Below are 26,089 nucleotides of genomic sequence, written 5' to 3' on the forward strand. Positions count from 1 at the left end.
GCACCGTGTTTAAAAAAGTCTGCCCCGAAAGCGAAGCGACAGGGGCACCGTGTTTAAAAAAAGTCTGCCCCATGACTGTGAATTAAGAAAATGATCAAAATATGGAAAAAAATGTGACAGCTATACGAATTTGTATAGCTGTTTTTTGCTTTCTTATACATTTTTCGAGAAAAATGTATGTTGAATTGGTATGATAGTAGGTAGATAGAGGAGGTGCCAGATGGAGAAACAACTTCGAAAATTTACTGAGCTTATCGGTTTTCGCTATTTTATTATCATCATTCTCATTTTAACAGGATGCCTACAATTTGGCTTGATGTATGGCAATGTTAAAGGAGTTACATATGATTTCAAACCTTTACAGCTAGCGCCTGAAACCGTACGATCTACTAAAACAATAGAAGATACCTACAAGACACAACAAGAGCGGGAAAAAGCCGCAAATGCAGTAGGCCCGGTCTATCAATTTTCGGAGGATGTCGCCAAGCAGCGAGCAGCGATTGTCACATCGTTATTTGATTATGTACTAGAGGTAAAAAAGGATGTGGCCAATAGCAAGGAACCAATTGCAATTGCCGATCAAGTAGGGCAGCTTCGCAAAAAATTTGAATCGCTCGATGAAGATCAAATGCCACTCATCTTTACGGATTCACAGCTAGAAGGACTATTAGTGCAAAGCGATGAGGATTTAAATAGAACAAGTATCCAATTATCCAAAACAGTAGAGGAATACTTACAAAAATCCATTCGACCTGAAAATGTCTTTGTCGCTCAAAATGACTTTGAGACGAAGATTAGAGGACAAAGAGGGTATCCCGATAAAATATTCAATACGGTTGTTTTAATTGGTCGTACAAGTATCATTGAAAATGAAACCGTTAACGAAGAGCAAACAAAAATAAGAAGAGAGCAAGCGAAGGAAAGCGTTGAGCCTACAAGAATTTTACAAGGTCAGATTATTGTGCAGGAAGGCCAGATTATTGATAAAGAGGCATTTCGACAATTAGAGCTTTTAGGGATGATTAGTAATCAAGCTTCCTTAAAACCGATTGCAGGACTCATAATTTTAACACTGCTCCAAATGGTGTTTATGTATATTTTATTCGAGCGCTGGGAGGCTAACGAACGGAAAAAACGTAATGCATTGTTGGTAACAGTGATTGTTTATAGTTTGACCATCGTGCTAATGAAATTCATTAGTTTAGTTTCTGGCGGGTTTGATGTGACCATTGCCTTTCTTTTCCCAACAGCATTGGCTACAATGCTTGTGCGCCTGCTGGCAGATGATAAAGCCGCAGTGCTTGTTACAGTCATGACTGCTGCTTCAGCTGGCGTTATTTTTCAAGAAGGCTATTCATCCGTTATGCAAATGGAAATTACGCTTTATATCATTTTTGGAGGGTTTGCAAGTTTATTCTTTTTACGTAGTGTTGAAAAGCGCTCACATATTTTACAGGCAGTTGCGGTTATCTCCCTTGTGAATATGGCGTTTATCGCCTTTTATTTATTAATGACACAATCATCCTATGGTTTACCAGAATTAGTGTTTTACTTTGTTGCAGCCATGTTATCTGCATTGCTTTCTGGAGCGTTGACAATGGGGCTCTTACCATTCTTTGAGTCAGCATTTAGTTTATTATCGTCATTACGTTTAATTGAGCTATCGAATCCGAATCATCCATTACTAAAAAAATTACTAATGGAAGCACCAGGAACATATCATCATAGTGTAATGGTCGCAAACTTAGCTGAAGCTGCCTGCGAAGAAATAGGAGCAGATGGTTTACTAGCACGTGTAGGGTGTTACTATCATGATATCGGAAAAACGAAGAGACCCGCTTTTTTCATTGAAAATCAGATGTCAGGTATTAATCCGCACGATTCATTGCCTCCTGAAACAAGTGCAGAAATTATCATTGCCCATACAACTGACGGTGCTGACATGTTAAGACGCTATAAAATGCCTCAGGAAATTATTGATATTGCGCTGCAGCATCATGGGACAAGTCTGTTAAAGTTTTTCTTGTTTAAAGCGAAAGAACAAGGGAAATCCATTGAAGAAGCTACTTTCAGATATCCTGGTCCTAAACCGCAAACAAAGGAAGCGGCCGTAATAAGTGTGGCAGATAGTGTAGAGGCAGCAGTGCGTTCAATGAAAGAGCCAAATTCTGAGAAAATTCATAAGCTAGTAAGAGCTATCATTGACGATCGAGTACAAGATAACCAGTTTGATGAATGCGATATTTCAATAAAAGAGTTAAAATGTATAGAGAGAGTACTTTGCGAAACATTGAACGGAATTTTCCATTCACGTATTGAGTATCCTAAGGCAGATAAGTAGGAGGATCTATGATTTTAACAATTGATTTTACTGATGAAACAAATGAAGTTGCAGCACAGCATACAGAGCTTGTAGAAAAGCTTTTGCAACATGCAGCGAGTGTAGAAAGCATTGAACCAGAAACAGAGGTTTCTGTAACGTTTGTCACAAATGACACGATTCAAGATATAAACCGCGAGTATCGTGGGAAAGATCAACCAACCGATGTCATTTCCTTTGCATTGGAGGAACTAGGTGAAGGTGAAATGGCAGTAACTTTTGAAGGAATGCCCCGTGTACTAGGCGATATTATTATTTCTACAGATCGTGCAAAAGAGCAGGCCGAGGAATACAATCACTCCTTTGAAAGAGAGTTAGGTTTTTTAGCGGTCCATGGCTTCTTACATTTACTCGGTTATGACCATATGGAGCCTGAAGAGGAAAAAGTAATGTTTACAAAACAAGATGAAATATTACAAACTTTTGGTTTAGGACGAGATTAAATGAATTTGCGTAAATACTTGCGATCATTTGGCTATGCGTTTGAAGGCATTATAACTGCAAGTACAGAACAAAATTTTAAATCACATATTGTGAGTGCAGTCATTGTCATACTGGCTGGTTATTTTACAGGTTTGTCTCGAACGGAATGGTATATTGTGCTACTATTAATAGCACTTATGTTTGCATTGGAAATGATCAATACAGCTATTGAGAGGGTTGTGGATTTGGCTTCGCCGAACTTCCATCCACTCGCCAAGCAGGCAAAAGATATCGCAGCAGGTGCTGTGCTTGTATTTGCGCTATTCAGTGCTATAATCGGATTACTTATCTTCCTACCCAAATGGTTGTAATCGAAGTGAGTATCTGATATGAAAAAAGAACTGTATTATACTAACGTGAGGGAGAAATATGATAGATGACAATTGATATGCATGCATTACTAGAGGAATCTAAAAAAGCGCGTGAAAAAGCATATGTTCCATACTCAAAATTTAAAGTAGGAGCAGCTCTTTTAACGAAGGCCGGAGAAGTTATTCACGGTTGTAATATTGAAAATGCAGGCTATAGTATGACGAATTGTGCTGAACGTACAGCATTTTTTAAGGCTGTGTCAGAAGGTACTTATGAATTCGAGGCTATTGCCATTGTTGCAGATACAGAAGGCCCATGCGCACCTTGTGGAGCATGTCGTCAGGTGATGATGGAATTTTGCGCACCGACGATGCCTGTTTATTTAACGAATTTAAAAGGTGATGTTACGGTAACGTCAGTGGGCGAATTATTACCGTTTGCATTTACAACGGAGGATTTAGAGAATGCTGGAAACTAGAAGTGGCTATAAGTCAGGCTTTATCTCTATTATTGGTCGCCCGAATGTTGGCAAATCGACATTTTTGAATCGTGTCATTGGCCAGAAAATTGCGATCATGAGTGATAAACCACAAACAACACGAAATAAAGTACAAGGTGTACTGACAACAACTGATAGCCAAATGATTTTTATTGATACACCAGGTATCCATAAGCCCAAACATAAACTTGGCGATTTTATGTTGAAAGTTGCCAAAAATACATTGCGTGAAGTGGACGTGATTATGTTCATGGTTAATGCTGAGCAGAAGCTTGGCAAAGGCGATGAATTTATTCTTGAAATGTTGGCGGGAAATTCGACGCCGGTATTCCTTGTTATTAATAAAATCGATCAGATTCATCCAGATGAATTACTTGGAATTATAGAGAGCTATAAGGAACGCTATGAATTTGCTGAAATTATTCCTATTTCAGCGTTACAAGGCAATAACGTAGAAAGCTTATTGGACACATTGCCGAAGTATTTACCAGAGGGGCCTCAATATTACCCTGCAGATCAAGTGACGGACCATCCAGAGCGTTTCATCATTTCTGAGCTTATTCGTGAAAAAGTGTTACATTTAACACGCGAAGAAATTCCGCATTCTATTGCGGTTGTTATTGATAAAATCCGTCGAGATGAGGAGAACAATGATAAAATTCATGTAGCAGCCACGATAATGGTTGAACGTGATTCACAAAAAGGTATTGTCATTGGTAAGCGTGGAGCCCTATTAAAAGAAGTAGGGACACGTGCACGAAAGGATATCGAAATGCTTTTAGGTTCTAAAGTCTATTTAGAACTATGGGTCAAGGTCCAAAAAGATTGGCGTAATAAATCAACACATTTACGTGATTTCGGCTTCCGAGATGATGAGTATTAACAGGCTTTGCTGACATAGGTAGGGAAACACCGTCAAAAAATAAGTTTATGGCATTGGCGGTGTGAATACCCTCCTAAATGGTGAGAGATTTCTCTATACCTAGACAAAATTGATAGTTTTTACTTTGAGCTGTCCAAAACATTTTGGAGAGCTCTATTTTCATGGACAGTTTACAGGAAAGGAGGGGGACTATGCTTCATAAATGGGAAGGAATTGTGTTAAAAGTACGCGCTTATGGTGAGTCCAATAAAATCGTTACGTTGCTTACACGAGAGGCAGGAAAGGTAGCTACTATGGCGAGAGGTGCTAAAAAGCCTTCTAGTAGATTAGCTTCGGTCACACAACCATTTACATATGGCATGTTTATGGTACAACACCATACTGGTATGGGCACATTACAGCAAGGGGAGCATTTGAATTCAATGCGCCATATTCGAGAGGATATTATGGCTACTGCCTATGCTAGCTATATTATGGAACTTGTGGAGCGAGTCGTAGAAGAAGGAAAACCAGAGCCTTTCGCCTTTGATGTTCTGCTGCAAGCACTACAAGCGATAGAGGATGGCTATGACCCTGAATCCATCACACTCTTTGCAGAATGGAAGATGCTACCCTATACAGGAGTCCAACCTATATTACATGCCTGTGCTGCATGCGGTGCTGTAGATGGGGAATTTGCTTTTTCCTTTGCACAAGGAGGTTTTTTATGTCATCGCTGTTATCAGCATGATCCCTATATTATTCGTTTAACGCCAACGCAGCTTAAGCTTATCCGTATGTTTTATACCGTTCCCATCGATCAAATTGGGAAAATAGAATTAAAAAAGGAAACGAAATATTTTATCAAAAAAATTATAACAACTATCTATGAGGAACAAACCGGAATTCGTTTTAAAACGAGAAAATTCATCGAGCAACTGGAAAGAACCCCTGAATTACAAATACGCCCTACAAACGAAGAAATGCCAGAGGAACCTTAACATTCCTCTGGCATTTTATGTGATTTAAAATTCTCCATCTGACATTAGGTTATATAGTAATGCCCATTGACCTGCGAATTTTTTAGTTTCAATATAAAGGTACTCCGTTTCTCCATTTTTACCTGTTAAATGGAGAACAGCTGAGCCTTCCGCTTTAGGTGTAATAAGAAGTTGTCCTTTAACAATTGTAGCTTTTACAGAGGCGGGTTCAAAACCTAAATCCTCTAGAGCCACACTAGCTGGTTCAAAAGACAATGCTTGTGTCGTCAAAGTTAATTCATCTGTAAAATGGTACAAATCAATATAGCGAACTAAATCAAGCGAGTATACATCAGCAGCCATCTTTTGTTGATGCTCACCATCTGAAAAGGTAACAATGAACTCTCCATTTTGCAAAATAGACAAAGTTTGATCAGTTGTATTGAAATTATATAAATTAGAAGCAAGTGCCTGCCCATTCGCATTTTGCACAGTGACCTGTGTTGGGACAAATGATAGTTTGCTCTCAGATAAATCCAGTGGTAAATTTTCTGTATAATCCCCTTCTTGTACTTGTTCAAGAGTTACCTTCAATTTGCCATTTACATTTTTAACATGTACTAAATAAAAGATATCTATAAAATCCTCTGAATCATCGGAAAATCCAGTTATCACTAATTTTCCTGTACCTTCTTTTAGAGGCTTCATCGTAATAGCTTCCGACATATCCTCATTTTCATCCCATGTGAAAATAGCCTCTGCAGGTTCGATACCACCATATACAGCCATGATATATTCTTGGTTAAATTGGCTAGCATAAACAGTTGCATTTCCAAGCATCTTTTCAGCACGAACTACAAAAGCGGCTAACTGGGAACGCTTCACATTGCTTTTTGGTCCGTAGGTTGTTGGTGATGTTCCTTTTGTTATGCCATTGTCAAACAAAGCTTGAATATAAGGCTCAAATTCAGTTCCCCTCTTTACATCCGTAAAGGGTAGCTTTGCGCTAGTTGAACTTGTCAGGCCAAAACCTTTTGCAATCATTTTTGACATTTGTTCACGTGTAATATTTTGATTTGGGTAGAAATAACCATTTGCACCATTAATAATACCCGCATTTGCCAAGGCCGCAATGGCTCCGTAGTTTTCCGATCCCGGCTTAATATCCTTGAATTGAGGGTTTTTGACATGAATCGTATCTAGCTTCAATATACCTGCTAAAATTTTAGCCGCTTGTGTTCGTGTGATTGGATTAGCTGGCTTAAATGTACCATCCATATAGCCAGAAATAATGCCACGTCCGGCTAATTCCATAATAGCCTTTCCTTCTTCTGTTGCTGGATTGACATCAGGGAAAAATGTTGCTGCATGTGCTGTTGGTGTAATGACAATCGCACTTGTTGCAAGTGCTGATGCCATCGCTAGTTGAAATAAACGCTGAGACTTCAAAAGTATTCCTCCAAATGGTAATATTAAAAATTTTATAGTATGAATGTTGCGGACCTTCCTATGTATCAGTTCAGACTTCCGGACGAATGAATGTGGAAAGGGTGGTATAGTTTTAGCTTGCTAATTATTCAATATTTAACAGCTAAAACTAACTATAATACCTTATTTATACCAAAATTTTGGAGCGGCGAATAGAGGAAATTATATCCTTTGTATTATGTAATAGGTCATGAATCGTCAAAATCCTAAACCAACAGTTCCTATTAAGCTATGTTATAAATGAATAAAATTTCAATTTTTACAAAATAAAATTTTTACATAATTTTAGTTTTTTTTATTAAATAATAAATTTATATATTTATTTTGTGAGTCTAAATATCGTGTTATTCCATTTTATTCTTTATCTAAGAATACAATATTGTGAAAATAGTCATGTGTTTTTATGCGGTTTTCAATATATAAATAGTAGAAACTAATCACTCAAGTCCCATATACTAGTTGAAAAGGTATTTTAACCTATGATATTGTAATTGGTATAGATATTCTTATTTATATTTTTTTAAAATAACTTAGTCGTTTAATCCCCTGTCGAAATAAATGTACTTAATATAGATCTGACATGCCTATGAAATAGAAAACAAGCCTCTATCAGCAAAGCGTATTTTTATACGTTTATCAGAATAACGCAGTCCTATGGAAGAAGGAGGGAGTCACATAGTGCTTAGTACATTGCGTATGTGGCAGAAAATATGCTACGAAAAGTAACCTTAAGTATTCGTGAAGTTGAAGCGAATGATATTTTAGCGGAAGATATTTTTTCGGATTATCGTTTATTGGCTAAAAAGGATTTAGTGTTAACGGAGCGAATTATTGCTTTACTTAAACTTCGAAAAGTGGATGAATTATCTGTCTATCTACCATCGGATTCGATTCGAATTGTTCATGATTTAAGTGCTCAGCGAACGAGAGAATACGAAGATTTATTTTCACCACTAATGGAGGAAAAAGACCCAATCGATGACTATAAAGAAACTGTCCATCAACTTTTTATGACAACCCTAGAGAATGTTGTCCATGAATTGCGTTATGGTCAAATACTAAAAAGCATACAAGACACTGCTTATGTTCGCGGGGTTTTTGAAAAGATTTTAGAAGAGAAACATCGCTATGAGTTACTTATGCGTTTAAAGGAATGGGATGAATATTCTTTTGTCCATTCATTTGATGTATTTGTATTAGGAACCATTTTTGCTCGTTATTTAGGTTTGACAGATATCGAAACATTAGCAAGAGGTTATTTGTTCCATGATATTGGAAAGGTCTTTATCCCCCAAGAAATTTTAAATTTAAAACGAAAACTCTCAGAGGATGAGTTTGAAATTGTTAAAACACATACAACTAAGGGCTATGAGTTACTTTTAGAAAATAACGAGGAAGAAATCGCCTATTTAGCACGAGATCATCATGAACGCTTTGCTGGGAAAGGCTATCCTAATCAGCTCTGTGCAGATGATATGAGTGAAGGGGTACAGTTGCTACAAATCATTGATGTGTATTCAGCGATGACGTCTAAGCGAGTCTATCACGATGGTTATGGAGCAACGGATGCGCTAGCTGTTTTATACAAGGACCGACATTTGTATAACGAAAAATTTATGCATAAATTTGTAGAATGTTTAGGCATCTACCCTGTCAACTCCGTTGTAATGCTTTCAGATAATCGTAGTGCACAAGTCGAGCTTGTTTATGATTTATTTCCTACCTTGCCCAAAGTGAAATTATTGGATGAGCAAAAATCCATGAACCTGCCCTTGAATTATAGTGTTAGAATCGCAAAAATGATTGATTATCGTGCAAATAGCTTTGAAGAGATTTTCAACCTATTCGTGGAACAATTAATCAGGTGTGACGAGCCTAATTTAAGAATGCATTTTAGTAAATTAATTGATCATTTACACCCGAAAGAAATTGTCCTAAAAATTTTCTTACCAGCTTTTCGCATATTACGTCTGTTAACAAGAGAAATACAAACGGATATGACGAAATATAGAAATTCTATTTCTATTTTAAAGAAACTATTAGAAGAGCAATTAAACGTTTTGTATATGGACTATCAGCATGAAAAAACGACCATTCTAGTTGTGGAAACAACCCTTCGTGAAAATTTCTTCATTAAGCTTGTGCAAAGTATTCTGTATATTGATAAAATTGTACCTTTCTTCATAAATCCAGGTGATGATCAACGTATTACTCAGCTAATGGGGCATTGTGATGTTAATGTTGCTTATTTTATTGAGGATGAACAAACTGTTGAAAAGCGAGTTCGTCCGATGCGAGAAGGAGCCTTTCTATATTATTCATTAGCGGATATAGAGGAATTACTTGTTAGCTTGATTGGTATGAGCGTGAAAAAGTTTTCGTTTGAGGAAAAAATGCAAGAGCGTTTATTTTCAACCTATAAAGCATAAGAAGAGGGAGTTGCCTACAATGGCGACCCCCTCCTTATTATTTAAAACGATTAGAATTGAAGATGTTTTTCAATATATGCTTTCACTTCTGAAATTGGCATACGTTCTTGTGTCATAGAATCGCGGTGACGTACTGTTACTTGACCATCTTCTTTTGAGTCAAAATCATATGTGATACAGAATGGTGTACCGATCTCATCTTGGCGACGGTAACGTTTACCGATTGATTGTGATTCATCAAAATCAACTGGGAAGGCTTTGCGAAGTTCAGCCCAAACGTCTGTAGCTTCATCAGATAATTTTTTAGAAAGAGGTAGGACAGCAGCTTTAAATGGTGCAATTGCTGGGTGGAAACGTAAAACAGTACGTTTATCGTCACCTTCCAACTCCTCTTCATCATATGCATCGCATAGGAATGCCAATGTCACACGGTCAGCCCCTAAAGATGGTTCGATACAATATGGAATATAACGGTCATTTGAAACAGGATCAATATAAGTGAAATCTTCACCTGAATGCTCCATATGTTGTTTCAAATCATAATCTGTACGGTCAGCGATACCCCACAGCTCTCCCCAACCGAATGGGAATTTAAATTCGATATCTGTTGTCGCGTTAGAGTAGTGAGACAGTTCATCATCCTCGTGGTCACGAAGACGCATAGAATCTTCTTTCATGCCTAGATTTAATAACCAATTTTTACAGAATTCTTTCCAATAAGAGTGCCATTCAAGATCTTCGCCTGGTTTGCAGAAGAATTCAAGTTCCATTTGTTCGAATTCACGTGTACGGAAAGTAAAATTACCTGGTGTGATTTCATTTCGGAAGGATTTACCAATTTGTGCAATACCAAATGGAGTGCGTTTGCGCATAGAACGTTGAACATTTTTAAAGTTTACGAAAATACCTTGTGCTGTTTCTGGACGTAAGAAAATTTCGTTTGTAGAAGACTCCGTTACACCTTGGAATGTTTTAAACATTAGGTTGAATTGACGAATATCTGTGAAATCCGCTTTTCCGCAATCAGGGCATACTACATCGTATTTAATCATTGTTTCTTTCATTTGATCGAATGTCATACCATCAACAATGATTTCATCGCCTTTTGCTAACGCTGCGTCTTCAATGATTTTATCAGCGCGATGACGTGCCTTACATGATTTACAGTCGATCATCGGGTCATTAAAGTTTCCAACGTGACCAGAAGCCACCCAAGCTTTTGGGTTCATTAGGATGGCAGCATCGATACCAACATTGTGCTCTGATTCCTGAACGAATTTTTGCCACCAAGCTTTTTTAATATTGTTTTTTAATTCAACACCAAGTGGACCATAATCCCAAGTGTTTGCTAGACCACCGTAGATTTCTGAGCCTGGAAAGACAAAGCCTCGGTGTTTTGCTAATGATACAATTGTTTCCATTGATTTGTTAGCCATAAAATAGCCTCCTTTAAAATTTTGTTAGCGGTAAAACGCTAAAGATATTCATTCAGTGTAGACTAAATGAAAATAGCACCCGTCTCCGGGCACAATGTATGCCCAGGGACGAGTGCTAATACCCGCGGTTCCACCCTGATTGTTTTAAACAAAACGTTTAAAACCTCTTTTCAAAAAGTTAGCTCAGGGAGTGCCTTTTCTCTGTTACTATGTAGACTTTCACCATCTTCTACTCGCTCTTGAATGGAACAGATACTTTTTTCCCATCATCGCCTGTATAACGCAATTTGCTCGAATATAAAGATAGAGCAAGCGTATGTGTCAACATTGTAGCATGTAGTTCTTTGATTCGCAATCATTATTAAAAACCAGTATTTTTACTATCATGGTCGAAGATGTTGGTTTTTAACCGACTAGGACAGCAGCCTTCATAGCAAAAATCAAATAAAAAAAATGAAAGGAATTAGCCTTAATCTAAAATCCTGTACACATATCAGCTATAATTCACCACAGATTACTGCTATTTTATACAGACTGTTGTATAATTGAACTATTGCTTTAATCATACAAAGCATTATTATAACACCTTTTATATAGAATTAGTGTAATACTTTGCATACCTATCATTCTATAGTATATAATAATTGAGCATAAGTATAACACTATTAGATTTGAGGCGGTGAGTCCAATCGAACTCAATAAACGTCAGGAAAACATTTTACAAATTGTGAAAGAAAACGGTCCTATCACTGGGGAACATATTGCAGAACGTCTCAATCTGACTAGAGCGACTTTAAGACCAGATTTAGCGATCCTTACGATGGCGGGATTTTTAGATGCAAGACCACGAGTTGGTTATTTCTATTCAGGGAAAAAGGCATCCGTTACATTGATGGATAGTATTCACAATTTAAAAGTAAAGGATTTTCATTCAGGCCCTGTAGTTGTCCCAGAAACAATGACGGTTTATGATGCAATTTGCTTTATGTTTTCAGAAGATGTTGGTACACTCTTTGTCGTAGATAAGAATGAGTTTTTGACAGGCGTACTATCTCGCAAAGATTTACTGCGTACAAGTATTGGCACGCAGGATTTAAATAAAATTCCTGTACATATAATTATGACACGTATGCCTAATATTTCGTACTGTGAAAGATCAGATTCTTTGGTTGTTGCCGCGAACAAGCTCATTGAACGAGAAGTTGATTCGCTACCAGTAGTCGAACCACAAGAGGGTGGTTTGACGATTATAGGCCGTCTTACAAAAACAACGATTACACGAGCTTTCTTATCTCTTGCGCAAAATGACTAAATTTGAAGGAGAGCTGCATGAAAAGACTACGCGTATTTGTTGTATCTGACTCTGTTGGTGAAACTGGCGACCAAGTTGCGAAGGCAGTGATTAGCCAGTTTCGGCCCGGTCTAGAGAATACTGTTATCCGACGATTTCCACATATTCAATCGGAGGAGCTTATTCGTAAGATTGTTTTCCTTGCAGCACAACAACAAGCATTTATTGTTTACACACTTGTTCGTCAAGAAATGCGAAAGCTATTACGTGATTTATGTGAACAGGAAAAGATACATGCTGTCGATATAATAGGTCCTGCATTACAATCAATGGCAACCTTTATGGAAGAAAATCCATTGGAGACACCTGGGATTGTTCATATGCTTGACGATGATTATTTTAAAAAAATTGAAGCAATAGAATTTGCAGTTAAATACGATGATGGACGAGATCCTCGTGGATTATTACAGGCCGATATCGTGTTGGTAGGCGTATCCCGAACATCTAAAACGCCCCTCTCACAATATTTAGCACATAAAAAATATAAGGTGGCGAATGTCCCTTTAGTTCCTGAAGTAGAACCACCCGAAGAGCTATTACAGTTGGACCCTAAAAAATGTTTCGGATTAATCATTTCTCCTGAGAAGTTAAATTCTATAAGGAAAGAAAGATTAATGTCTCTTGGATTAAATGATGATGCCATCTATGCACAACATAATCGTATTTTAGAAGAGATTCAACATTTTGAAAAAATTGTCGGCAAGATAGGCTGTCGAGTAATTGATGTGACTAATAAAGCTGTGGAAGAGACTGCCAATACCATCATTGAACATATTTTGACTTGTAAATAAATTGTACGAAAATAAACCACCTCGGTTCATAGAGGCGGTTTTTTTGAGTGGATTTTGAAATTAGTATAGATAAAAACTAATTTTTGTTTTATAATAATAAAATTGTGGTAAAAATATTTATAAGAGAAAAATCCTAATTTTTTGTCGAGAAATAAAGGAATTTTAAAACGAATAGCGAATTGTGTTTCTAGAACGTAATTATTAAAGATGGTGATGGATTTGGCAGGGAAGATTCCAGAGGAAGTAATTGAACAGATTCGTACACAATCGGATATCGTTGATGTTATTAGTGAATACATGCAGCTGACCAAGCGTGGGCGAAATTGGTTTGGCCTCTGTCCATTCCATGGAGAACAAACACCGTCTTTTTCTGTATCATCGGACAAGCAAATTTTCCATTGCTTTGGTTGTGGTGCAGGGGGTAATGCCATTACTTTTGTAATGGACATTGAAGGCATATCTTTTCCTGATGCAGTTGTGAAACTTGGAGAACGAGCTGGCATACATTTAGATGTTGAGCCAACTTTTCCTGGAGGAACAAAAAAGATTTCTAAAGCGGAAGAAAGGATGAAAGAAGCACACGCTTTTACAGCAGATTTTTTCCACCATCTACTGTTAAATACAGAGGATGGCGAAGAACCTTTAAATTATTTGCTAGAAAGAGGATTTACAAGGGAGCTTATAGAATCTAATAACATTGGTTGGTCTCTCCCCAGCTTTGACGCATTAACAATATTGCTTGAAAGAAAAGGTTATAACTTACAAGAAATGGCGGAAAGTGGGTTAATTATTAAGCGAGAGGGAGAAGAACGTTATTTTGATCGTTTTAGAGGAAGGATCATGTTCCCGATTCGAGATGAGAATGGTAAAATTATTGCCTTCTCAGGACGAATACTTTCATCAACGGGTGAGGAAGCGAAATATTTAAATAGCCCAGAATCACCAATATTTCAAAAAAGTGAAGTGCTCTATAACCTAGATAAAGCACGAACTTCTATCAGAAAAAATCGTCAAGTAGTATTGATGGAAGGTTTTATGGATGTATTAGCAGCTAACTCTGTAGGTGTTATGAATGCCGTAGCAACAATGGGTACTTCCCTAACAAATCAGCATATCACAAAGCTAAAGCGCTTAGTTGAGCAAGTTACGATTTGCTATGATGGTGATAATGCTGGATTTGATGCAGCGAAAAGAGCGGCACAGCTTTTGCATACGGAGCGCATGAAAGTAGATATTGCTGTGTTACCAGAAAAGTTGGACCCTGATGAATATATTCGCACGTTAGGCGGACAAGCATTTAAGGAACAAATTTTGGAAAACCCTCATGCGTATATTGCTTTTATGATGATGCATGCTAGACGAAATAAGAACTTTCAATTTGAAAATGATACGCTTCAATATATACAAGAAGTCCTTGAACAGCTCACAGGTAGATCTTCGCCAGTTGAACGAGATTTGTATATACGACAGCTATCAAATGAAACAAATATCTCGGAAGAAGCCATTTATGCCCAATTCCGAAAGCTGGAGGCTAATCAGGTACGTTCTGCAAAACCAGAAATGCCGACACAAATGCCTTCAATGCCAGTCACGCAACAACAAAAGCCTATGGATGCAGCTGAACGTGCCGAACGTTTATTACTGGCCCATATGCTTCATAATATAGATGTAGTGGACAGGGTATTACGGAGTGAGCAAAAAGAGCCATTTGTACGAGATGCTTATATGGCTGTTTTTGTTCGCTTAGTAGGATTTTATGAGGAATATGGTCATCCTGATTATCAACGCTTTATGGAGATTTTGGATGACGCTGAATTACGGAAGATTGTTATGGAAGCGGCTTTAGTCGAGCGAGATCCTGATCAAGCAGAGGCAGAGGTTGTGGACTCAATCCGTCAGCTTCAAAAATATAGAATTGAGCAAGAAATTTATCAAAAGATGCATGAGTCAAAGGAAGCGGAGAAGATGCATGAGTATGCACGTGCACTTGAAATCGCCCAACAGATTATTCATTTAAGAAAATCGTTATCGGCGATTTAACCCGATTCGGTTGTTTAGAAGGAGGAAGGTTTATGGCGGACAAGTCAGAACGTTCAAAAGAGATAGAAGTAGAAATTACATTAGATGATGCAAAAAAATTCCTACAAGAAAAGGCAAAAACAGAGGGTGAAATTTCTATGAAAGAAATTTCAGAGAAACTAACACCTTATGAATTGGAAAACGAAGAAATTTTCCATTTTGCTGAGGATCTTGAAAAGCATAAAGACATTCAAATTATTGGAAAAGAAGAATTTGAAGAAGAAAGTCTAATGAAAGAAGAAGCAAACGAAGAGACTTTCGACTTAAATGATTTGAGTGTACCACCGGGTGTTAAAATCAATGACCCTGTACGGATGTATTTAAAAGAAATCGGTCGAGTTGATTTACTATCTGCAGAGCAAGAAATCAAACTTGCTGAGCGTATTGAACAAGGTGATGAAGAAGCACGTAAACGTCTTGCAGAAGCAAACTTACGTCTGGTAGTATCTATCGCTAAACGTTATGTAGGTCGTGGAATGCTATTCCTTGATTTAATTCAAGAAGGGAATATGGGGCTGATTAAGGCCGTTGAAAAATTTGATTACCGCAAAGGTTTTAAATTCTCTACTTACGCTACATGGTGGATTCGTCAGGCTATTACGCGTGCGATTGCAGACCAAGCACGTACCATTCGTATTCCGGTTCATATGGTCGAAACCATTAATAAATTAATCCGTGTACAACGTCAACTTTTACAAGATCTTGGCCGTGAACCTTCGCCAGAAGAAATTGGTGAAGAAATGGATCTAACACCAGAAAAAGTACGCGAAATTTTAAAAATTGCTCAAGAACCAGTATCTCTTGAAACACCGATAGGAGAAGAAGATGATTCTCATTTAGGAGACTTTATTGAGGATTCTGAAGCACAATCTCCATCTGACCATGCAGCATATGAATTGTTAAAAGAACAGCTAGAAGATGTCCTAGATACTTTAACAGACCGTGAAGAAAACGTACTTCGTTTACGTTTTGGTTTAGATGATGGTCGTACACGAACTTTAGAAGAGGTAGGTAAGGTTTTTGGCGTAACACGTGAACGTATTCGTCAAATTGAAGCGAAAGCTTTAAGAAAATTACGCCACCCTTCTCGTAGTAAACGTCTAAAAGACTTCTTAGAATAATTTAAATAGATGGAGCTATCCAACTAGTGTAAAAATACCTAGTTGGATAGCTCCTTTTTTATACCATTGAAAAGGTAATTAGCCTCGATATTCCGCAAACTTGTTTTCGCTAATAATAGATAATTAGAATGAAGGAAATGAGAGATTTGCTACTTTATACAGATGTATTTCCCAAAAGTGTGAGATAAAATTGTAATACAACCATTATTAAGCAATGTTTGGAGCTAACATTATGACGAATCCCCGGAAAAAAATTATTCTCAATGAAATTCTGTTTTGGAAGCAAAATAAACTATTACCAGAGCACTATTGTGACTTCTTAGCAGCTCTTTATACAGAGGGGGCTGATATAGAGGAGTTAGAACCTGTGCAAGATCCTAAACAAGCGATTTTACCATCTGAAAAAAGAAAAATGATACTTCTGATAGCAAGTCTATGTATCGCCATAATAGCTGTTTTGGCAATCTATTTTACAATAAAATCATTCACATTGATTTTAACCGTTGTCATAGGTATTAGTGCATGTATATTATTTATCGTTGCGTTTCAAATGGCGCAAAAGAAACATCTACTAGCTCCTATATATCATTTACTTGCCGCTATCCTATTATTTAGTATGTCTATACGTTTGTGTACTACATATTTTAGTGGAGATAATATCGTTTTATTTTGCTTGATTGCCGCCAACTGTCTTATTTGGCTTTGGTCAGGTATTAAAATGAAGCTCCTTTATTTCACGGTCTCCGGTGTTTTAGGATTACTAGCACTGATTGGCTACTATATCATAAATTTATAGTAATTTTTTGCACTTATAAATGATTGACATTTGCACACTACTTCCATGGTGTGCAGATTTTTTATTTTTTTAGTATATGAATGTATGCAACGGGTATGATAACAGTATGAAAAAAAAGCTATGAAATTGACCAAAATTTGGTGTTTGCAAGACATATTTTATCCAATAGATACAGAAATGTCGAATTTGTTACAAACAAAGGAAAACTTAGCGAATAGGGCTTTTCGTTTCTTTGTTAATGAAGTACAATATTAGATGTTGACTGATTCTATATTATAATAGAAGTAGACTTAAAATGAGGAGGGGAAACTTATGAAAAACAATCCAGTCGTTCCTTACATCTTAATTCTGGCATTTGGTATTGGTCTTATTTTCTTCATGTCTTTACAAGGTGCAGATAACAAGAAAGAAATTGCTGCTGAACAAGAGGGCGGTGGCGAAACTACAGAAACTACAGACGCAAATGCTGACGGTGCAGCACTAGTACAATCTTGTATCGGTTGTCACGGTGGTGATTTAACTGGTAGTATGGGTCCAAACCTACATGGCTTAGATGAAGCCCGTATCGTTGAGGTTTTAACAAAGGGTATCGAAGGTACTCCGATGCAACCAAACATGAAAACTGAAGCAGAAGCAAAAGCTATTGCTGAATACATTTCTACTTTAGAATAGTATGACTGACAAGTAGCTGTACTGAAATAGTACAGCTACTTTTTAAATGCAAAAAATCATGAAATGGGGTTGTCCACATGAGTATTGTGAGACAACTCCATTTGTTTTTTTTCACGACATCCTCCATACTAGTAATGGACTCTATTTAAGGTAGGCGGTATAAAATGAACGCACAAAAACTTTCGAAACGATTAGAAACTGTAGCAAAATTTGTTCCCACAGGAGCGGTAGTAGCGGATATAGGTAGTGACCATGCCTATCTACCCTGCTATTTAATTCATCAGGGAGTAGCTTCTTCAGCGATAGCTGGGGAGGTAGTAGCTGGGCCCTATGAATCCGCAGTGGGACAAGTACAAAAAGAAGGATTACACCATGAAATTACGGTACGTCTCGCAGATGGATTAGCCGCAATAGAATTAACTGACCATGTGGATACAGTAACGATTGCAGGAATGGGCGGTCCCTTAATTGTCTCTATTTTAGAGAAGCATCCTGAAAAGCTGCAAGGTGTTACACGTCTTATTTTACAACCCAATATTCATGCCAAGGTGATCCGTGAATGGGCTTTAGCACATAATTGGGCTATTCTCGATGAAGAGATTTTAGAGGAAGATGATAAAATCTATGAAATTCTTGTGTTGCAAAGGGCACAAATGGAGCTTTCGACAGCAGAGATTTTATTTGGTCCAAAACTAAGCACACGTAAAGCACCAGCGTTTGTAAAAAAATGGACGCGTGAAAAAGAAAATTGGCAACGTGTATTACTATCCATAAAAGATGCAGAACAAACACCTGAAATTGAAGAAAAACGTGCAGAGTTATTGGCTCTTATTCAATTAGTAGAAGGAGTTTTGTAAATGAAGACGGTAAACGGTCAAGAAATTATTCAAGTGTTCGAATCATGGTCACCTAAAAAACTGGCTTGCATGGAGAATGATCCTATTGGTTTAGCGATTGGTACACTCAATAAACCTGTTAGCAAAGTATTAGTCACTTTAGATGTCAATGAAGCTGTTGCGAATGAGGCCATTGAAAAAGGATGTGAGCTAATCATTGCTCATCATCCTCCTATTTTTAGACGTCTCGCAAATATTCGTACAGACCATCCAGCAGGGCGATTATATGAAAAGCTTATAAAACATGATATCGCTGTTTATGCGGCGCATACAAATTTAGATGTAGCTGAAGGTGGAGTCAATGATTTACTTGCAGATGCCCTTCAGCTACAGGACCGTACGATACTAGAAGAAACTTACTCAGAACATCTTTTAAAGCTTGCTGTTTTTATCCCGTCTGCAAATGCTGAGGATTTACGCGAGACGCTAGCAAAAGCTGGAGCAGGGCGCATTGGAGAATATGAAGCATGTAGTTATACAACTGCCGGAGAAGGACGTTTCCGGGCGTTAGCAGGTGCAAATCCATTCGTTGGCACTATTGGTGAATTACATGTTGAAGAGGAAGTTAAGGTAGAAGTCGTATTTCCTGAATCCATCAAAAACCGCGTTTTAAAGGCCATGCTTATTAGCCATCCTTATGAAGAGCCAGCCTATGATGTAATTCGACTTGATCAGCAAACGAATAGTATGGGATTAGGGCGTGTAGGTTACTTATCTAAGGAAATGACCTTACATCAATTCGCAGAGTACGTGAAGCAGCAGCTACAGGTTCCAGCGGTTCGTGTCGTAGGTGATTTACAGTCAAAGATTAAGAAGATTGCACTTGTTGGTGGAGATGGTAATAAATATATTTATGCAGCAAAACGTGCAGGGGCAGATGTTTTTTTAACGGGAGATATGTACTTCCATACAGCACAGGATGCCCAAGCAATAGATCTGCAAATTGTCGATCCAGGTCATCATGTCGAAAAAGTGATGATTGCAGGAGTAGCGGAAAAAATGACGAAGCTATGTGCGGATAAAAAATATGAGGTTGAATTTGTACAATCAACAATCAATACAGAACCATTTTTATTTGTGTAAGCGAGGGGAATAGATGTGACTAATGAAAGACCTGCTGGCAATAAGGCTGGTAAACTGTGGATTATAATCGGTTTATTTATCGCTGTTTTTGGTATAGGCATGACGATTATGACGAATATGATGAATGAAAAGAAAATGGATGCCATGACCGAACAATGTGAAGATGATGGCGGTCAAGCCATTATATCAAAGGAAAAAAACTTCCTTTCCACGAGTTATTCATTTGAATGTAAACAATAATAAAAGGTTGAACATTACTAGGGACTGAACCTCATAAGTAAGACAGTCTCAAAAAAGCATCACCCAACCAGTTTCCGATCATTAATTGGAGACTGGTTGTTTAATTTCAATTGAATTTGAGTATTGTTATAATCTCTTACGGTTTGAACTACAATGCGTTGTAGTTCGAGTTAATCTGTCGAGATAAAACGTTTCTGCTTTGAGTGTCGCATGAAACGATTCAATGGGGGTATTATCAGCGGGCGTTCCTTTACAGGACATGCTCATGGTAATGCCCTTTGCTTGGATTGCTTGTTGGTACGCTGCTGAAGTATAAACCGACCCCTGATAGCTGTGTAAAGATAACCTTGCTAACCCGAAGGGGGTCAGTTCACTAGGTAGTGTTCAGCCTTTTTGTATGCAAAGAATAGATAGAAAATGATAAGATGAGCATGAAATCAATTAGTAGAAATGGAGAGATAGGCCTTGTTTATTCGTTTATCTAAAGAGCAGCAAGAAATGATTCTAGCTGATATTCAGCGATTTTTCTATACTCATCGTGATGAAGATATTACTGAATTTGAAGCAGAACGTGTGTTAGATTTTATCAAGGAAAATATCGCCCCATATATTTATAACGCAGCAGTATCTGACGCAAAATATGTAGTGGAAAGACAATTTACCTCCATGGAAGAAGAATTAGAGGCACTGGAGCAGCCCATTAAATTAAAGTAAGCTAGTAAAAAAAGCCTCAAATTTTAATAATTGACAGAAAATAAAGAAATATGGTAATTTAATTTTGAATTAAAGATTATTTAATTCAAAATATTACTAGCGACTACAACATAAAGGTCATGAATAATACTGTATGTACCTGACCAAAATGGTTACGAGTGTTGTTTGGCGTACAGGGAATGACGATGATTCACACAAAATGAATGGGAAAACGAGGAGGATCATATGTTAAAAATCGGTATTATTTTAGGAAGTACGCGAGAAGGTCGTGTTAGCCCACAAGTTGGAGCGTGGGTAAAGGAAGTTGCTGAAAAACGTCGTGATGCGGAATATGAAATAATTGATATCGCTGATTTTAAATTACCGTTTCTTGGTGAGCCGGGAGGAGATACTTCTGGAGTAGCTATATGGTCAGAGAAAGTAGCCGCATGTGACGGCTTTGTCTTTATTGTGGCTGAGTATAACCATTCAATCACAGGTGCACTAAAAAATGCATTAGACTTTTTACGAGTAGAATGGAACAATAAAGCCGCAGGTATCGTTTCCTATGGTTCAGTTGGAGGAGCACGTGCTGCGGAGCATTTACGAGGGATTCTAGGAGAATTACTAGTTGCCGATGTGCGAGTTCATCCTGCTTTATCTTTATTTACTGATTTTGAAAACGGCTCGGTCTTTAAGCCAAAAGAGGTGCAGGCAGATTCCGTCCATCAAATGTTAGATCAGCTAATTCCTTGGTCAACAGCTTTAAAAACAATTCGTTCTTAATTTTGAGGCAATAGGTATCTTAAACGTATACATTCGTTTTATTTAAAACAATCATATAGACAGCCGCTTTCAGCTATATTCACAGCATGGAAGCGGTTGTTTTTTCCTATTAATGTTCGATTTCTTCGATAACCTTTTCTTTCAAATCTGCATCCATAGAGGATAGCTTGACCGTATTTGAGAGACGTTCCTTTAATTCCTTATCCGTCATAATGCCACGTTCTTTTAAAATTTGTACGAGTAGATTCAAGGTCATAATATTTTTAATTTCCGCTGCTTTTGCATCCATATAAAACCCTCCAAAAATATAGAATTACTACCCCTTTAGTGTACTCCTATTTTAGAATCATGACACAGAAAGGACAAAACATAGCAAATTTATTTCGTGTTCCGGAATATGTGAGAGAAATTTAGCAATACCAGAAATGGTCCATAGCATAGTAACTATAAAACAGTGATAGAAAACGGTGAATATTGTATTTGCAGAGTTCATACCTTCCTAACAGGGGGGATTTCATGTGAAACGGATTGGAGTCGTTACAGGATTAATGCTGGTCATTATCGCGATCATCATCCTGTTTAATAAATATGTAGATGGCAAGCCTGTGGAAGCGAATATCGAGAAAGGTCCAATTATTACGAAAGAAGAGCTGAGTTTATCACTATTGAAAGATAAGCTCCTTGAAAAATACGTTGGTATTGATGTTAAAACAACTGCGGACAAGGAATTGGTCATCCAAATTGTAGGAGGAGAAGAGTATGTACAGTCGGTTAAAAAAGACATGGAGGCTATTGCTAAAAGCGCTTTAAAAACTTCGGCATTAAAGGATTATTCCATTGTTTTTGAAAGATGGGAATTTACTACTTTGCTCGATGGTAATAAAACGATAGGCAATGATATTAATCTATTAATCGAAGATTTAATTAAAGGGTTACAGGCATTTGATGTATATGAATACTTAATACTAGAGAATCGTACAACCATTACGATTCAAACAACTATAAATGGTGACAATGAGGAGGCACTTCAATTAGCGACTAAGATGGAAGGGGCAGTAAAAAAGATTGTCCAAACAAATGTGAATCAAAGTGATTCCTATATCATTCATATACTAAATGAGGAACGAGAAAAAATTAATTGAAAAGCATCGAGACTATAATCTAGATGCCTTCTTTTTTGCTAGGTAATTTATTTATGGGAATCTACATTAATTATTCATGGCAAATAGAGCTTGATAGAGTGTTGCCAGTAGTGCAACAAAGTGCATGTCGTCAGCTTGGAAAAGTTTAAACATAAGTCCCGTCCGTATGAGCTCAGTCTCTATTGGGCTTGCACTCGCAATTTTCACATCATTACAATATAAATAGGCGGTAGAAGTAAAATCCTTCTCAAAACGAAATGCCAAGTTGTCCATTGTAAAGGTGTAAGAGGATTCTAATAATTGAACTGTTTTTCGGACAATCGGTATGATGCTACCATCAGGCATAACGAGCTGATGACTAACCCCTTTTGTTAATAGAGTAGATTGTACTTGAAAAAGCGGGGCACCTAGAGTTGTACGTGTTTCATAACGATAGGGTAAAGTTTGCTGTGTCGCGACTAATAATACGGCGTTTAAAACTTTTCCAGTAGAAGAACGTTCTACTTTTTGAAGCATACACACTGTTTCGTTGTGTTCATTCATAATTGGAATAGCGGAAAAGCTTTTAAAGCCCTTTGGATAGGTAAGTGTAAATGTTGCCATAAAGAACCTCCATTCATTATATATACGAGTAGGTCATCCAGGAGGTTTCACAAAATGACAGAAGGGGAAGTTTTGAACTATCGATTTCAAACAATTACACAAGAACAAGCGAAGATATTGCCTATAACTGGCATTATAATGGCGACTATTCTTTCTATGATATGAAGGCTGATCAGGAGGATTTACAAGCATTTCTCAATACGAATATAAGAGGGAATTCTATTTTTGCTGTCACAACAAAACACGAATTAGTTGCTTATTTTAGCATGATGACCATACCTATATGCAAGGAAATGGTGGTGTCTATGAATTTCTAAAAATGGACTATATAAAAGGCTACTAAAGAGAGACAAGTATCTCGCTTTCAGTAGCCTTTTTAACTATTTAAGATTGCGCGATTTGACCTGAGAGAGCCCGCTTTTCCTGCTCTGTGTCAAATTCCTTCTCCATTTTTGAAACGACCACTGTCGCCACACCATTACCAATTAGATTGGTAACAGCTCGGGCTTCGGACATGAATCGGTCAACCCCGATTAATAATGCAATCCCTTCTACGGGAATCATCGGGAATGCCGCTAATGTAGCAGCAAGTGTGATAAACCCAGAGCCGGTTACGCCAGCAGCCCCTTTAGATGTAAGCATTAGAATGGCTAGTAATGTGATTTGATGCCAAATATCTAAATCAACCCCGTAAGCTTGGGCAATAAATATAGCTGCCATCGATAAGTATATGGATGTTCCATCTAAGTTAAACGAATAACCTGTTGGTATAACTAGTCCCACAACTTGTTTAGAACAGCCGTAGTTTTCTAATTTACGCATCATGGAAGGCAATGCTGATTCAGAAGAAGATGTACCAATCACGATGAAAATTTCATCTTTAATGTATTTAATAAATTTAAAAATACTAAATCCAAAGTAGCGTGTAATGGCCCCTATAATAACAACGATAAAAATAAACATTGTGATATAGACGGATAGCATTAAAAATCCTAAGTTGCCAAGAGATTTAAGTCCAAAGTTTCCGATTGTATAACTCATGGCACCAAATGCGCCAATAGGAGAAACTTTCATGACCATATTAACGATTTTAAAGAAGATATCCGCAACTTGCTCAAAAAATTTAATAACTGGTTTAGCTGGTTCTCCAATCGCTGCTGCTGCTAAACCAAATAATACGGCTGAGAATAAGACAGGTAATAATTCACCATTTGCGAGAGCACCCACAACATTATCAGGGATAATTTGCATAATAAATGCACCCAGACCGTGCTCTGCCGCCGCCGCGTCTGTATATTGAGAGACATCTGCTCCATTGGCAGCTTCCGTATTAAAACCTTTACCTGGTTTTACAATATTGACAACTATAAGTCCAATCGCTAAGGCAAATGTGGAAACAATTTCAAAATAGATTAAGGCTTTTCCCCCAATTTTCCCTACCTTTTTGACATCTCCCATACTACCAATTCCAATTACAACTGTTAAGAAGATAATTGGTGCTATTAACATTTTAATAAGTTTAATAAATATATCCGCTAATATTTTTAGCTTTGCTCCAAATTCTGGGAACGTAGCACCTACTATAATTCCTAGTACAATAGCAATCAATACTTGTACTGTTAAGTTTTTGAAATTTATACGCATATAATTCTCCCCCTACAACATCTATGAAGATTGTGTGAACGCTTTCATGTCGTTATCATAGCTGAAATTTTCCGACAATAGTTTTTATGACCGTAATGTTTCTATTGTTCATTTTGTTCATTTTTCAATGATAGGGATGGTAAATGCAGTAATAGCAATGGTTTTAAGCTGTTTTATAGTAGTTTTGATTTTTAGGAATCTATTATAATACAAAAGAAAAGATCCCTACGAAAAGTAAGGATCTATCATTAATGAACAAAAGTATTAGGGTGCAACAATTTTTTCAATCTCCGTCAAAATGGAATCATTTTGTAGTTGAGCCCTATAAAAATCATAGACAGGGGCGAGTTGCTCCTTAAAGCGCTGTCTTTCCTTGAGACTCATTGTAGAAACATCAAAATCATCTTGCTGTTTGAGCTTTAACATATCTTGTTCATTCATACGGGCAGCCTGTTCAAACTGCCAATCTGTTGTTTCCTTCATAGCCTCCACTAATTGATGTTGAATTTTCACGGGTAAGGAATCCCAAAAGTTTTCATTCATTAATACCGCATATCCTAAAATACCATGCTGTGTGATGGTCATATGTTTTTGAACCTTGTAGAAGCCTTTTGAATAAATATTTGACGCTGTATTTTCCTGTGCATCAATGGCATGTTTCTCTAGGTCTGTATAAACCTCACTAAAGGAAATCGGGATAGGTGTTGCTTTCAATACTTCAAATTGCTTTTCCAATGTTTTGCTAGGCATTGTGCGGATGCGTAAACCCTGTAAATCTTCAAATGTATGAATGGGGTGATCAACAGAGGTTAGATGTTTAAAGCCGTTGTACCAAAAGCCGAGTCCTTTAATATGAATAGCTTCTAGCTCGTTTAATAATTGATCACCTATCATTCCTGTCAGAACTTCTTGTACTTCTTCATTTGTATTAAACAGGTAGGGTAAGTCAAGAACTTGCCAATTCGGTACATACGTGGTCATTTTAGAAAAGGTAGGGATAATCATTTCGACTTCTCCCTTTTGCAAAGCTTGAAACTCATTTTCATCATTAAATAAAGAGGAATTGGAGTAAACATGTACTTTGACCTTCCCTTTTGTCTTTTCTTCTACTAATTCAGCAAATTTATTGGCAGCCTGTCCTTTTGGCGTATTTTCAGCTACTACATGACTTAAATGGATGGTAATCTGTGTGTCTAATCCCTTCTGCTCATCATCGTAGGGAAGCGGCTTAGCAAAAAGTAAACCTTGTTGAACACTAATAGTGATCACTAAAATTAAGACAGTTACAATCGTTCCAATAATAAATTTTTTCATTGAATACAC

At 37.3% G+C, this 26,089-nt stretch carries 25 protein-coding genes and 1 pseudogene; 19 read left to right on the forward strand and 7 right to left on the reverse strand.

Translation table 11 applies throughout. The features are described from left to right. Positions 1-220: 220 nt before the first annotated feature. The 6 genes from ACP3VS_RS14520 (at position 221) to recO (ending at position 5,537) form a co-directional block, all read left to right on the forward strand. Complete coding sequence (locus ACP3VS_RS14520; protein WP_426389070.1) at positions 221-2,341, forward strand: HD family phosphohydrolase; 2,121 nt, start codon at positions 221-223, stop codon at positions 2,339-2,341. A gap of 8 nt (positions 2,342-2,349) precedes the next feature. Beyond that, entirely contained in the window at positions 2,350-2,823 is a 474-nt protein-coding gene (ybeY, locus tag ACP3VS_RS14525) for an rRNA maturation RNase YbeY (protein ID WP_012295252.1), read from the forward strand. Then, a complete protein-coding gene (locus ACP3VS_RS14530) occupies positions 2,824-3,174 on the forward strand; it encodes a diacylglycerol kinase family protein (protein WP_012295251.1) in 351 nt (116 codons plus the stop codon). A gap of 65 nt (positions 3,175-3,239) precedes the next feature. Continuing rightward, positions 3,240-3,653 (forward strand): cytidine deaminase, encoded by a 414-nt coding sequence (locus ACP3VS_RS14535; RefSeq protein ID WP_008179431.1) that lies wholly within the window; start codon positions 3,240-3,242, stop codon positions 3,651-3,653. After that, on the forward strand, positions 3,640-4,557 hold the full coding sequence (era, locus tag ACP3VS_RS14540; protein WP_036162160.1) for a GTPase Era: 918 nt from the start codon (positions 3,640-3,642) through the stop codon (positions 4,555-4,557). The genes ACP3VS_RS14535 and era overlap by 14 nt, the downstream gene beginning before the upstream one ends. 191 nt (positions 4,558-4,748) lie before the next feature. Beyond that, positions 4,749-5,537: a DNA repair protein RecO gene (gene recO, locus ACP3VS_RS14545; RefSeq protein WP_036162158.1), complete on the forward strand. Its 789-nt coding sequence runs from the start codon at positions 4,749-4,751 to the stop codon at positions 5,535-5,537. 24 nt (positions 5,538-5,561) lie between these two features. Here the strand turns inward: recO and ACP3VS_RS14550 are convergent, their stop codons facing one another. After that, positions 5,562-6,965: an S-layer homology domain-containing protein gene (locus ACP3VS_RS14550; protein ID WP_036162156.1), complete on the reverse strand. Its 1,404-nt coding sequence runs from the start codon at positions 6,963-6,965 to the stop codon at positions 5,562-5,564. A 749-nt stretch (positions 6,966-7,714) separates the two neighbouring features. Here ACP3VS_RS14550 and ACP3VS_RS14555 point away from each other — a divergent pair. Then, positions 7,715-9,433 carry an HD-GYP domain-containing protein gene (locus ACP3VS_RS14555; RefSeq protein ID WP_031417025.1) on the forward strand — a complete coding sequence of 573 codons (1,719 nt, stop codon included), beginning with the start codon at positions 7,715-7,717 and terminating at the stop codon, positions 9,431-9,433. A gap of 50 nt (positions 9,434-9,483) precedes the next feature. Here the strand turns inward: ACP3VS_RS14555 and ACP3VS_RS14560 are convergent, their stop codons facing one another. Next, complete coding sequence (locus tag ACP3VS_RS14560) at positions 9,484-10,869, reverse strand: glycine--tRNA ligase (RefSeq protein WP_012295244.1); 1,386 nt, start codon at positions 10,867-10,869, stop codon at positions 9,484-9,486. Between the two features lie 679 nt (positions 10,870-11,548). On the opposite strand from ACP3VS_RS14560, the gene ACP3VS_RS14565 reads away from it, so the two are divergent. The 9 genes from ACP3VS_RS14565 (at position 11,549) to ACP3VS_RS14605 (ending at position 19,898) form a co-directional block, all read left to right on the forward strand. Beyond that, positions 11,549-12,181, forward strand: a complete 633-nt coding sequence (locus tag ACP3VS_RS14565; RefSeq protein ID WP_008178461.1) for a helix-turn-helix transcriptional regulator — start codon at positions 11,549-11,551, stop codon at positions 12,179-12,181. Between the two features lie 17 nt (positions 12,182-12,198). After that, positions 12,199-13,011: a pyruvate, water dikinase regulatory protein gene (locus ACP3VS_RS14570; RefSeq protein ID WP_008178459.1), complete on the forward strand. Its 813-nt coding sequence runs from the start codon at positions 12,199-12,201 to the stop codon at positions 13,009-13,011. 207 nt (positions 13,012-13,218) lie between these two features. Beyond that, positions 13,219-15,051: a DNA primase gene (gene dnaG, locus ACP3VS_RS14575; RefSeq protein ID WP_012295243.1), complete on the forward strand. Its 1,833-nt coding sequence runs from the start codon at positions 13,219-13,221 to the stop codon at positions 15,049-15,051. A gap of 32 nt (positions 15,052-15,083) precedes the next feature. After that, complete coding sequence (gene rpoD, locus ACP3VS_RS14580) at positions 15,084-16,211, forward strand: RNA polymerase sigma factor RpoD (RefSeq protein WP_012295242.1); 1,128 nt, start codon at positions 15,084-15,086, stop codon at positions 16,209-16,211. Positions 16,212-16,443: 232 nt separating this feature from the next. Further along, positions 16,444-17,007 carry a hypothetical protein gene (locus tag ACP3VS_RS14585; RefSeq protein WP_036162150.1) on the forward strand — a complete coding sequence of 188 codons (564 nt, stop codon included), beginning with the start codon at positions 16,444-16,446 and terminating at the stop codon, positions 17,005-17,007. Between the two features lie 312 nt (positions 17,008-17,319). Continuing rightward, positions 17,320-17,679, forward strand: a complete 360-nt coding sequence (gene cccA, locus ACP3VS_RS14590) for a cytochrome c550 (RefSeq protein WP_012295240.1) — start codon at positions 17,320-17,322, stop codon at positions 17,677-17,679. A 164-nt stretch (positions 17,680-17,843) separates the two neighbouring features. Beyond that, positions 17,844-18,536 carry a tRNA (adenine(22)-N(1))-methyltransferase gene (locus ACP3VS_RS14595; protein WP_031417022.1) on the forward strand — a complete coding sequence of 231 codons (693 nt, stop codon included), beginning with the start codon at positions 17,844-17,846 and terminating at the stop codon, positions 18,534-18,536. Then, positions 18,537-19,658, forward strand: coding sequence for a Nif3-like dinuclear metal center hexameric protein (locus tag ACP3VS_RS14600; RefSeq protein ID WP_036164220.1), 1,122 nt, complete (start codon positions 18,537-18,539; stop codon positions 19,656-19,658). Positions 19,659-19,673: 15 nt separating this feature from the next. Continuing rightward, a complete protein-coding gene (locus ACP3VS_RS14605; RefSeq protein WP_012295236.1) occupies positions 19,674-19,898 on the forward strand; it encodes a hypothetical protein in 225 nt (74 codons plus the stop codon). A 59-nt stretch (positions 19,899-19,957) separates the two neighbouring features. On the opposite strand, the pseudogene ACP3VS_RS14610 reads toward ACP3VS_RS14605, so the two are convergent. Next, positions 19,958-20,237 (reverse strand): annotated as a pseudogene (locus ACP3VS_RS14610) (IS3 family transposase); the annotation flags it as partial. 126 nt (positions 20,238-20,363) lie between these two features. On the opposite strand from ACP3VS_RS14610, the gene ACP3VS_RS14615 reads away from it, so the two are divergent. Then, positions 20,364-20,612 (forward strand): DUF2164 domain-containing protein, encoded by a 249-nt coding sequence (locus ACP3VS_RS14615; RefSeq protein ID WP_012295235.1) that lies wholly within the window; start codon positions 20,364-20,366, stop codon positions 20,610-20,612. 225 nt (positions 20,613-20,837) lie between these two features. After that, a complete protein-coding gene (locus ACP3VS_RS14620) occupies positions 20,838-21,377 on the forward strand; it encodes an NADPH-dependent FMN reductase (protein ID WP_012295234.1) in 540 nt (179 codons plus the stop codon). Between the two features lie 109 nt (positions 21,378-21,486). Here the strand turns inward: ACP3VS_RS14620 and ACP3VS_RS14625 are convergent, their stop codons facing one another. After that, positions 21,487-21,666, reverse strand: coding sequence for a hypothetical protein (locus tag ACP3VS_RS14625; RefSeq protein ID WP_012295233.1), 180 nt, complete (start codon positions 21,664-21,666; stop codon positions 21,487-21,489). A 229-nt stretch (positions 21,667-21,895) separates the two neighbouring features. Here ACP3VS_RS14625 and ACP3VS_RS14630 point away from each other — a divergent pair, with 229 nt between their 5' ends. Next, a complete protein-coding gene (locus ACP3VS_RS14630; protein WP_012295232.1) occupies positions 21,896-22,519 on the forward strand; it encodes a hypothetical protein in 624 nt (207 codons plus the stop codon). Between the two features lie 66 nt (positions 22,520-22,585). On the opposite strand, the gene ACP3VS_RS14635 is transcribed toward ACP3VS_RS14630, so the two are convergent. The 3 genes from ACP3VS_RS14635 to ACP3VS_RS14645 form a co-directional block, all read right to left on the reverse strand. Continuing rightward, entirely contained in the window at positions 22,586-23,122 is a 537-nt protein-coding gene (locus ACP3VS_RS14635) for a tubby C-terminal domain-like protein (protein ID WP_012295231.1), read from the reverse strand. 384 nt (positions 23,123-23,506) lie between these two features. After that, complete coding sequence (locus ACP3VS_RS14640; protein WP_012295229.1) at positions 23,507-24,766, reverse strand: dicarboxylate/amino acid:cation symporter; 1,260 nt, start codon at positions 24,764-24,766, stop codon at positions 23,507-23,509. Between the two features lie 264 nt (positions 24,767-25,030). After that, the gene (locus tag ACP3VS_RS14645) at positions 25,031-26,080 is read right to left on the reverse strand and encodes a TRAP transporter substrate-binding protein (protein ID WP_031417018.1); all 1,050 of its coding nucleotides are present in this window, start codon (positions 26,078-26,080) and stop codon (positions 25,031-25,033) included. Between the last annotated feature and the right edge of the window lie 9 nt (positions 26,081-26,089).

Origin of the sequence: Lysinibacillus sp. VIII_CA (assembly GCF_049943995.1) — a bacterium.
GTDB classification, from domain to species: Bacteria; Bacillota; Bacilli; order Bacillales_A; family Planococcaceae; genus Lysinibacillus; species Lysinibacillus pinottii.